This window comes from Micromonospora sp. NPDC048040, assembly GCF_055587185.1.
This window is the reverse complement of the sequence record NZ_JBVJGT010000015.1, coordinates 39,145-48,894: the sequence shown is the minus strand read 5'-3', so window position 1 is coordinate 48,894 and position 9,750 is coordinate 39,145. Positions and strand designations below refer to the sequence as shown.

Annotated in this window: 9 protein-coding genes; 6 read left to right on the top strand and 3 right to left on the bottom strand. The window is 75.8% G+C overall.

Annotated elements, in window-relative coordinates:
• Positions 1 to 292 precede the first annotated feature (292 nt).
• On the top strand, positions 293 to 1,297 hold the full coding sequence (locus ACZ6O2_RS17195; protein WP_350708547.1) for a cobalamin biosynthesis protein: 1,005 nt from the start codon (positions 293 to 295) through the stop codon (positions 1,295 to 1,297).
• Entirely contained in the window at positions 1,294 to 2,838 is a 1,545-nt protein-coding gene (locus tag ACZ6O2_RS17190; RefSeq protein WP_466023495.1) for a cobyric acid synthase, read from the top strand. Before ACZ6O2_RS17195 ends, ACZ6O2_RS17190 begins: the two co-directional genes overlap by 4 nt.
• A 280-nt stretch (positions 2,839 to 3,118) precedes the next feature.
• Here ACZ6O2_RS17190 and ACZ6O2_RS17185 read toward each other — a convergent pair whose 3' ends face one another.
• Complete coding sequence (locus ACZ6O2_RS17185) at positions 3,119 to 3,520, bottom strand: rhodanese-like domain-containing protein (RefSeq protein ID WP_350708734.1); 402 nt, start codon at positions 3,518 to 3,520, stop codon at positions 3,119 to 3,121.
• A 243-nt stretch (positions 3,521 to 3,763) separates the two neighbouring features.
• Here ACZ6O2_RS17185 and ACZ6O2_RS17180 point away from each other — a divergent pair, with 243 nt between their 5' ends.
• The 4 genes from ACZ6O2_RS17180 to ACZ6O2_RS17165 all read left to right on the top strand — a co-directional run bounded on the left by ACZ6O2_RS17180 (position 3,764) and on the right by ACZ6O2_RS17165 (position 7,753).
• Positions 3,764 to 4,387: a uridine kinase family protein gene (locus ACZ6O2_RS17180; RefSeq protein ID WP_350708543.1), complete on the top strand. Its 624-nt coding sequence runs from the start codon at positions 3,764 to 3,766 to the stop codon at positions 4,385 to 4,387.
• A gap of 73 nt (positions 4,388 to 4,460) precedes the next feature.
• Complete coding sequence (locus ACZ6O2_RS17175; protein WP_350708732.1) at positions 4,461 to 5,813, top strand: dipeptidase; 1,353 nt, start codon at positions 4,461 to 4,463, stop codon at positions 5,811 to 5,813.
• 77 nt (positions 5,814 to 5,890) lie between these two features.
• A complete protein-coding gene (locus tag ACZ6O2_RS17170; protein ID WP_350686124.1) occupies positions 5,891 to 6,097 on the top strand; it encodes a hypothetical protein in 207 nt (68 codons plus the stop codon).
• Positions 6,098 to 6,169: 72 nt separating this feature from the next.
• Positions 6,170 to 7,753, top strand: a complete 1,584-nt coding sequence (locus ACZ6O2_RS17165; protein ID WP_466023494.1) for an ATP-dependent DNA ligase — start codon at positions 6,170 to 6,172, stop codon at positions 7,751 to 7,753.
• A gap of 43 nt (positions 7,754 to 7,796) precedes the next feature.
• Here ACZ6O2_RS17165 and ACZ6O2_RS17160 read toward each other — a convergent pair whose 3' ends face one another.
• Together ACZ6O2_RS17160 and ACZ6O2_RS17155 are read right to left on the bottom strand one after the other, a co-directional pair.
• A complete protein-coding gene (locus tag ACZ6O2_RS17160) occupies positions 7,797 to 8,552 on the bottom strand; it encodes a hypothetical protein (protein ID WP_466023493.1) in 756 nt (251 codons plus the stop codon).
• Positions 8,553 to 8,665: 113 nt separating this feature from the next.
• Positions 8,666 to 9,493 (bottom strand): SURF1 family cytochrome oxidase biogenesis protein, encoded by an 828-nt coding sequence (locus ACZ6O2_RS17155; protein ID WP_466023492.1) that lies wholly within the window; start codon positions 9,491 to 9,493, stop codon positions 8,666 to 8,668.
• Positions 9,494 to 9,750 lie beyond the last annotated feature (257 nt).

Here is a 9,750-nt window from a genome sequence, read left to right as displayed (position 1 = left end):
GCGCGGCTCGTGGCGGCCGGGGGAACGCCTGTCAGCGAGCACGGCCCTCGTCGGCGTGGCACGGCCCCTGCCGGGGCCCTTGGCCGGCGGGCACCCCTGGAGGCGGCCCTCGTCGGCGTGGCATGGCCCTGTCGGGGGTTCTTGTCGGCGGGCGTCCCTGTCGGCGGGCCTTTGTCGGTGTGGCACGGTCCCTGTCGGCGGGCCGCCAGGTCGCTGGCCCGCGAGTTCCGGTCGCTCCCGCCCGAGGGCGGGAAGGCGCTCGGCTAGGCTGGCCGGCCGGAGGTGATGGCGGGTGCGACAGGCGACGCCGGTGGCGACCGCGGCGGGACTGGTCGCGGGGTACGCACTCGACGCGCTCCTCGGCGACCCCCGCCGCTACCACCCCGTGGCCGGCTTCGGCCGCGCCGCCGGAGCCCTGGAGCGGCGGATCTACCGCCCGGACAGGGGCGCCGGTACGGCGTTCGCCGCGCTGGCGGTCGGCGCGCCGGTGCTGCTCGGCGTGGCCGCGACGGTTGCCACCCGACACCGCCCGGTGGCCCGGGCGGCGCTGGTCGCCGCCGGGACCTGGACGGTGCTGGGCGGGCGTACCCTGCGGCACGAGGCCACCGTGATGGGGCGGGCCCTGCGCGACGGCGACCTGCCGGCGGCGCGGCAGCGGCTCGGTCATCTCTGCGGCCGGGACCCGTCGGCGCTCGACGAGCCCGAGCTGGCCCGTGCGACCGTGGAGTCGGTCGCCGAGAACACGTCGGACGCCGTCGTCGCCCCGCTGCTCTGGGGAGCGGTCGCGGGCCTGCCCGGCCTGCTCGGCTACCGGGCGGCGAACACCCTCGACGCGATGGTGGGCCACCGCTCGCCCCGCTACGCCCGGTTCGGCACCCCAGCCGCTCGCCTCGACGACCTGCTCAACCTGGTGCCCGCGCGGCTGACCGGGCTGCTCACCATCGCCGTCGCGCCGACCGCCGACGGCGACCGGGAACGCGCCTGGCGGGTGTGGCGCCGGGACCGCGACGACCACCCCAGCCCGAACGCCGGGCAGTGTGAGGCCGCGATGGCCGGCGCCCTCGGCGTACGGCTCGGCGGGCGTAACGTCTACTTCGGCCGCTCGGAGGTGCGGCCGTTCCTCGGCGACGGCCCCCGGCCCGAGGCGCGGCACCTGAAGCGGGCCGCCCGGATCTCGGGCGCGGTCGGGCTGGCCGCGCTCGGCCTGGCGGCCGCCTATCCACTGACCGTCGGTCGCCTGGTGACCGCCGTCGGTCGCCGCGTCGCGGCGACGGCGGGGCGGGGGAGCGGCCGGTGAGCGGCGGGCTGCTGGTCGCCGGCACGACCTCCGACGCCGGCAAGAGCGTGCTCACCGCCGGCATCTGCCGGTGGTTGCACCGCCGGGGCGTGAAGGTGGCGCCGTTCAAGGCCCAGAACATGTCCAACAACTCGGCCGTGGTCGTCGGTGCGGACGGCCGGGGCGGCGAGATCGGCCGGGCCCAGGCGATGCAGGCGGCGGCCTGCGGGCTCGCCCCCGACCTGCGGTTCAACCCCGTTCTGCTCAAGCCGGGCAGCGACCTGGCCAGTCAGGTGGTGCTGCTCGGCGAGGCCGTCGACACGGTCACCGCCGGCAACTTCCGCCAGCTGCGGCCCCGCCTCGCCGAGACGGCGTACGCGGCGCTCGCCGAGCTGCGGGAGGCGTACGACGTGGTGATCTGCGAGGGGGCGGGCAGCCCGGCAGAGATCAACCTGCGGGCCGGCGACTACGTCAACATGGGCCTGGCCCGACACGCCAACCTGCCCACGATCGTGGTCGGTGACATCGACCGGGGCGGGGTGTTCGCCTCGATGTTCGGCACCGTCGCCCTGCTGGACCCGGCCGACCAGGCGCTGATCGCCGGGTTCGTGATCAACAAGTTCCGGGGCGACCTCGGGCTCCTCCGGCCCGGGCTGGACATGCTGCACCGGGTCACCGGTCGGCCGGCGTACGGGGTGCTGCCCTGGGCGCTCGACCTCTGGCTCGACGCCGAGGACTCGCTCGCGTACGGGCGGGTGCTCGGCCGGCCGGCCGCCCCGCGCGGCACCGACTGGCTGGACGTCGCCGTGGTCCGGCTGCCCCGGATCAGCAACGCCACCGACGTCGAGGCGCTCGCCACCGAGCCCGGCGTACGGGTGCGGCTGACCGTCGAGCCGGCCGAGCTGGCCGCCGCCGACCTGATCGTCCTGCCCGGCTCGAAGTCGACGGTGGCGGATCTGGCCTGGCTGCGGGAGACCGGGCTCGCCGACGCGGTGCTGGCGCACGCGGCGGCGGGCAGGCCGCTGCTCGGCATCTGCGGCGGCTTCCAGATGCTGGCCCGGGCCATCCACGACCCGGTGGAGAGCCGGCAGGGGAGCGTGCCGGGGCTGGGCCTGCTGCCGATCGAGGTCACCTTCGACCCGCGCAAGACCGTCCGGCAGTCGGTCGGGACCGCCGGCGGCGACGTCCCGGTCCGTGGCTACGAGATCCACCACGGCTACATCTCGCACACCGATCCCACGCTGACCCCGCTGCTGACCTGCGCTGACGGCAGCGGCGAGGGCGCAGTGGCGGGCACGGTGCACGGCACCCACTGGCACGGAGCCTTCGAGTCCGACGAATTCCGCCGCCGTTTCCTGACCGAGGTGGCCCGGCTGGCCGGCCGGTCCGGCTTCCGGGTCGCGCCGGACACGTCGTTCGCCGCCGCCCGCGAGCGCTCCCTTGACCTGCTCGGCGATCTGGTCGAGGAGCACCTGGACACCGATGCCCTCTGGCGTCTCGTCGAGACCGGCCCGCCGGCCGACCTCCCCTTCATCCCACCCGGCGCCCCACCGGCCCCCTGACGACGCCCCGCCCCGCGCACGTCCGTGCCGAACGGGCCTTGCCGTGCGCCGTGTGCTTGTGGCGTGTGCCGTGCGCCTGCGGTCCGCGCCGCGGCCTACGTGCCGTGCGGCTGACGCTGCGGGCTGGGCGCTGTACCTGCGCCGCGCACCCTCGCGCCACCGATGGTGGTCCCATGGACGGGGCAGCTCGACAGTGGCCGGACGGTGGCTGGCGGACCCAGACCATTCGGATCGGACCCGCCGGATCGGACCCGCCGGATCGGACCCGCCGGGTCGGGAGTCAGTAGCGGATGTCGGCCGGGCGGTCGGACATGGGCAGCCCCGCCTCACGCCACGCCTGCACGCCGCCGATTACGTCGGTGGCGCGGTGCAGACCGAGCGCCCGCAGGCTCGCCACCGCGAGGCTGGAGGCGTAGCCCTGCCGGCACACCACGACGATCCGCCGGTCGTAACCCGTGGCCTCGGGGATCCGCCAGGCGCTGGCCGGGTCCAGCCGCCATTCCAGCACCGTCCGGTCGATCACGACGGCCCCCGGGAGGTCGCCCTGTTCCCGGCGCTGCACGTCGGTGCGGGTGTCGACCAGCAAGGCCCCGGTGCGGACCGCCTCGACGGTCTGGTGCGGGGTCAGCCGGCGCACGCCGGCGCGGGCCTGTTCCAGCAGGGCGTCGACGCCCGGACTCATCACGCTGTGGGACACCAGCCGATCATCCCGCCCGGTCCGGGGCGCCGCCGACCGAACGCTCCGGCCAGCCCGACGACCGCTCGTTCGGGCGACCCCCGATCGGTGTGCCCGCACGGCGGTCGCCCCCGACGCCCCGCCGAGGCCGGCCCACGCGCCGTCCGCGCGGCTCGCCCGTCGTCGGCCCGGCTCCGCGCGGCTCGCCCGTCGTCGGCCCGCTCCGCGCCTCCCACTACCGTCGCTCAGGTGGTGGTGGCGGTGGTCGAGGCGTACGACCGGTTGGCCCGGCGGGTGCTCGCCGGGCCGGCGCGGTTGGGGCGGACCCGGCTCGTGGTGGTGGACGGGCCGAGCGGCGCGGGCAAGAGCGTGTTCGCGGCGCGGCTCGCGGACGCCCTCGCCGACCTGCCCGGCGCCGGGCGGCCGCCCGTGGTGCACACCGACGACCTGCTCGACGGGTGGGACGACCAGCTCACCTTCTGGCCCCGGCTCGAAGAGTGCGTGCTGGCGCCGCTGCGCGCCGGTCGGCCGGGGGCGTACCGGCGGTACAGCTGGGTCCGCCGGGCCTTCCTGCCCCGTCCGGTGCCGGTGCCGGTCGCGCCGGTGCTGGTGGTCGAGGGGGTCAGTGCGGCGCGGGCCGCAACCGCGGCGGACCGCACCCTCGCCGTCTTCGTCACCGCCCCGGCGCCGCTGCGGCTCACCCGGGCCGTGCGGCGGGACGGTTCCGGCATCCTGCCGGAGCTGCGCCGCTGGCACCTCGGGGAGCGGGCGCACTTCGCCGCGGACCGCACCGAGGCCCGGGCCGACCTGGTGGTCGACGGCGCGCCGACCCTGCCGCACGACGCCGCCCGCTACTACGTGCGGCGGCCCTGACCAGGGTGGCCATGGCCTCGGGCGAGGCGACCGGTAAGGCCGGCATACGATGCCGGTCATGACCACACCGATCATGTCCGAGTCCGAGGTCCGGGTCGCCGTCGAGCGGGAGCTGCCCGGCGTCCGTGCCGACCTGGAACGCCTCGTCCGCATCCCCGGCATCGCGTTCGAGGGCTTCGACCACTCGCACGTGGAGCGCTCCGCCGAGGCGGTGGCCGAGCTGCTGCGCGGCTGCGGCCTCGACGTCAAGATCGTGCGCTCCGGCGGCCAGCCGGCGGTCATCGGGAAGAAGCCCGCCCCGCCCGGTGCGCCGACGGTGCTGCTCTACGCCCACCACGACGTGCAGCCGGTGGGCGACCTGTCGCTGTGGGAGTCGGACCCGTTCGAGCCCGTGGAGCGGGACGGCCGGCTCTACGGCCGGGGCGCCGCCGACGACAAGGCCGGCATCATGGCGCACGTCGCGGCGCTGCGCGCGTTCGGGGACGCGCTGCCGGTGGGCGTGGTCCTGTTCATCGAGGGCGAGGAGGAGTACGGCTCCGACTCGCTGGAGCGGCTGCTCGCCGAGCACCGCGACGAGATCGCCTCGGACGTCATCGTCATCGCCGACTCCGGCAACTGGGACATCGGCGTGCCGGCGCTGACCACCTCGTTGCGGGGCATCGTCAACTGCTTCGTCGAGGTGCGCACCCTCGACCACGCCGTGCACAGCGGCATGTTCGGCGGTGCGGTGCCGGACGCGCTGACCGCGCTGGTCCGGCTGCTGGCCACCCTGCACACCGATGCCGGCGACGTCGCCGTCGACGGCCTGGTGGGCCGGGAGGGCGCGGTCGTCGACTACCCGGAGGAGCGGATCCGCGCCGAGGCCGGGCTGAGCGAGGGCGTCGACTTCATCGGCACCGGTCGGATCACCGACCGGCTCTGGACCAAGCCGGCCCTCGCGGTGCTCGGCATCGACGCCCCGGCCACCGGCGAGGCGCCGAACGCCCTGGTTCCGACCGCGAAGGCGAAGCTGAGCGTGCGGCTGGCGCCGGGCGACGACCCCAAGCGGGCGTACGCGGCCCTGCGCGCTCACCTGGAGAAGTACGCGCCGTGGGGCGCGCGGGTGACCGTCACCTTCGAGCACGACGGTGACCCGTGTGTCATCGACGCGTCCGGCCCGATGTTCGACGCCGCCCGTTCGGCGTTCCGGACCGCCTGGGACGGCACCGACCCGGTGGACATCGGCGTCGGCGGCTCGATCCCGTTCATCGCCACCTTCCAGGAGATGTTCCCGCGGGCGGCGATCCTGGTGACCGGCGTCGAGGACCCGCACGCCCGGGCGCACGGCCCGAACGAGAGTCTGCACCTCGGCGAGTTCGCCCGGGTCTGCCTGGCCGAGGCGCTGCTGCTGAAGAAGGTCGCCGAGGCGGGCGCCGACGGGCGTTAGGTGTCGGAACCGTAACTTCCGGGTCGATGTGGGAGTTTGCGGTGTGTCGGGCGCGGGCTTGTTATAGCCTCTCGAACATGCGTACGAACGAGGTGATGAGCCGGCTCGAAGCCGCCGTCAGCGCTCTGGGGGACGTCGATGTCTCCGCGTGGCCCGAGGACACGCTCAAGGAACAGCTCGGTGAGCTCTCCGCCGCCCTGGTCGCGCTCGACACGGTGCTCTCCCGGGTCGCCGACGAGATCCGCGCCCGCGGGCTCCGCATCGAGGAGCCCGTCTCGGCCTGACCGCCCGGCCCGCATGACGCCCGGGCACGGCAATGCCCGGGTGGTGTCGGGGGTGGCTGGCAGGATGGACCCGTGCGGTTCATCGACCTGGCAGCCACCTCCGCCGCCGTCGGCGCCACCCGGGCCCGCCGGGCCAAGGTGGAGTTGCTCGCCGAGGCGTTGCGGTCGCTCGACCCCGACGAGGTCGCGGCCGGCTCGGGGTGGCTGGCCGGCGAGCTGCGTCAGCGGCAGACCGGGGTGGGCTGGGCGAGCCTGCGTGACCTGCCGCCCCCGGCGGCCGAGCCGACCCTGACCGTGGCCGCCGTCGACGCGGCCGTCGACGAGATCGCGGCGGTGCGTGGGCCGGGTTCGCAGGCCCGCCGCCGGGCGCTGCTCGGTGCGCTCTACGCCGCCGCCACCGCCGACGAGCAGCGGCTGCTGACCGGCCTGTTCAGTGGCGAACTGCGGCAGGGCGCCCAGGCGGGGCTGCTCGCCGACGCGGTGGCCCGGGCGGCCGACGTGCCGGTCGCCGCCGTACGCCGGGCTCTGCTGCTCGCCGGCGACCTGCGGGCGGTCGCGGTCGCCGCGCTCGACGGCGGCGCGCCGGCGCTGGCCGCCTTCGGCCTCCAGGTCGGCCGCCCGCTCGCGCCGATGCTGGCCCAGAGCGCGCCCTCGGTGGACGAGGCGCTCGCCGCCACCGGGACGCCCGCCGTGGTCGACGTCAAGCTCGACGGCATCCGGATCCAGGTGCACCGCTCCGGCCACGACATCGCCGTCTTCACCCGCAGCCTCGACGACATCACCGCCCGGGTGCCCGAGGTGGTCGCCGCCGTGCGGGCGCTGCCCGCCCGCGAGCTGGTGCTCGACGGCGAGGCGATCGGGCTCGACGCGACGGGCCGGCCGCTGCCCTTCCAGGAGACGTCGAGCCGCGCGGCGCGGCGCACCACGCCGAGCACCACCGGCCGGGCCCCGGTCGCCCCGGCCGTGCTCGCCGCCGCCGAGTCCACCGGCGAGACGGTGCTGACGCCGTACTTCTTCGACCTGCTGCACCTCGACGGCAACGACCTGATCGACCTGCCCGGCCGGGAGCGCTGGGCCGCGCTCGCCGCCGCGGTCGACCCTCCGCTGCTGGTCGGTCGGATGGAGGTCGACGGCCCGGAGCGGGCCGGCGAGGCGTTCGCCGCCGCGGTCGACGCCGGCCAGGAGGGGGTCGTGGTGAAGGCGCCCGACGCCCCTTACGACGCCGGCCGTCGGGGTGCCGCCTGGGTCAAGGTGAAGCCCCGGCACACCCTCGACCTGGTGGTGCTCGCGGTGGAGTGGGGCAGCGGCCGGCGCCAGGGCTGGCTGTCCAACCTGCACCTCGGCGCGCGGGACCCGCGCACCGGCGACTTCGTGATGCTCGGCAAGACGTTCAAGGGCCTGACCGACGAGGTGCTGCGCTGGCAGACCGAGCGGTTCCTCTCCCTCGCCGTCGAGCGCGGCGACTGGGTGGTGCGGGTCCGCCCCGAGCAGGTGGTCGAGATCGCCTTCGACGGGGTCCAGACCAGCTCCCGCTACCCGGGCGGGGTGGCGTTGCGCTTCGCCCGGGTGGTGCGTTACCGCGACGACAAGACAGCGGCCGATGCCGACACCATCGACGACGTGCGCGCCATCCACGCAGGGCGGGCCAGCGGCTGACCGCCCGGCGGGGGTGTGCCGGGCGGCGCGAGCCGTGGGCGGGTCACATGTTCGACAGCGACCGGGCGTAGTTGACCTGGTTGTTGATGTGCTGCACCTGGACCTGGTTCGCGACGGGGATCCGGGCCACGTACTGCTGGGCGCCGTTCGACACGGTGACCTGCACGGTGCCGTGGTGCCGGGTCTCCTTGATCAGCAGGAACAGCAGGCTGAAGAAGGTCAGGCAGAAGAAACCGACGATGGCGCACACCACCGCCCAGGTGGCGGTCTTCTGCTCCTGCTGCCAGTGGTCGACGACGTGCCAGGAGGCGCCGGCGAGCGGCAGCACGCCGGCCGGCGTACGGATCACCGGCGGGCTCACCATGATCTCGCCGATCTGCACCGCCACCGCGCCCTGTGCGGGCGGCGGGTAGCCGGTCGGCAGCGGGCCCGGCTGCCCGGCTGCTGGCGCCATCACCGGCGGGTGCGGTCCCGGCCGGACCAGATCCGTACCGGGCGCCGCCGCGTACGGCTGGGCCGGCGGGGCGGAGTAGGGCTGGGCCGGCGGGGCGGAGTAGGGCTGGGCGGAGTACTGCGCGGCTGCCGGCGGGGCGGAGTAGGGCTGGGCCGGCGGGGCGGAGTACTGCGCGGCCGGTGGGGCGGAGTCCGGGCCCGGGAGCGGCGGTGCGAGGTGGTGCGGCGCTGCCGGCGGCGCCTGGTAACCGGTCGAGACCGGGGCGGATGCCCAGGGATCGGTCGTCGGGTGCGGCTGAGTCGCCGGCTCCGAGGGCGGCAGCGGCATGGTGGGATCAGGGGTCACTGCGAACCCCCACGCAGATTGATCATTGACGGACCCTACAACGGGACCGGTGCGGCCGAGGAACCGCGGATCGACCGTCCAGCGCCCGGGACCGGCGCGGCGGACCGCGTCGCTCAGGCGACGCTGTGCGACGCGGGCTCCGCGGCGCGGTCGGTGGGCCGCTCCTGCCCCACGCCGGCCAGCCGGCGGGCCTCCCGGCGGGCCACCCAGCCGTAGCCGAAGAGGGTCATCGCGGCGAAGATCCACCACTGCACGACGTAGCCGAAGTTCTGCCAGTTGTTGGTGTGCCCGACCGGCACGTCCTTGAAGGTCGGGTCGGCCGCCGGGGTCTGTTCGTCCAGCAGCAGGTACGCCCCGTGCACCGGGTACGGCAGCTCCTGGGCCAGCCGGGGCACGCCGATCCGCCGGGTCTCCAGCTTGCCGTCGCGCCGGGTGACGCCGACCGAGCCGCTCTCGCTCAGGTGCACCCGGCCCGTCACGGTGACCTCACCGGTGGGAGCGGGCGGCACGTTCGGCTGGACGGTCGCGTCACCGCCCGGAGCCGGCGGGATCCAACCACGGTCCACCAGCACCGCCGTGCCGTCGGCAAGCACGAGCGGGGTGAGCACCTCGAAGCCGACCGTGCGCTCCACGGCACGGCCCCGGACCAGGACGACGTTCGCGGAGTCGTACCGGCCCGTCACGGTGACCTTGGTCCAGGACCTCTCCTCGGCGGGCGCGGGGCCGGCCGTGCCGCTGCCGCCGGTCGGGGCGGGCAGCACGTCTCGCAGCGGGACCGGGTCCATCCGCAGGCCGGCGTCGATCCGTTCGTTGATCGCCGTACGCCCGTGGTAGCGGTCCAGCTGCCAGTTTCCGAGCAGCACCATCACCGCCGCGGCGACCAGGGTCAGCGCGAGGATGCCCAGCCAGCGCGGCGTCAGCAGGAACCGGTACACGACCACGAGGCTACCCCTGTGCTCCGGGCCACCGACCTCGGCGGCCCCGATCCGCGCCGGTCAGCGGCCTCGGCGGCCCCGATCCGCGCCGGTCAGCGACCTCGGCGGCCCCGATCCGCGCCGGGTCACCGGTCCCAGCGGCCCCGATCCGCCCCCCGGCGCCGCGCCCGACAGGTCCGCTCGGCGACGGCCGGCCGCCGCCCGCGTCGGCTATCGTCACGCGGGCGGACCGCGCGGTCGGCCCGCCGCAGGGTTCCCCCGCC

Excerpts from the sequence above, each read along its gene's own strand:
- ACZ6O2_RS17185 (WP_350708734.1), bottom strand. The coding sequence starts at position 3,520 with ATGAGTCCGGGCGTCGACGCCCTGCTGGAACAGGCCCGCGCCGGCGTG.
- ACZ6O2_RS17175 (WP_350708732.1), top strand. The coding sequence starts at position 4,461 with ATGTCCGAGTCCGAGGTCCGGGTCGCCGTCGAGCGGGAGCTGCCCGGC.
- ACZ6O2_RS17170 (WP_350686124.1), top strand. The coding sequence starts at position 5,891 with ATGCGTACGAACGAGGTGATGAGCCGGCTCGAAGCCGCCGTCAGCGCT.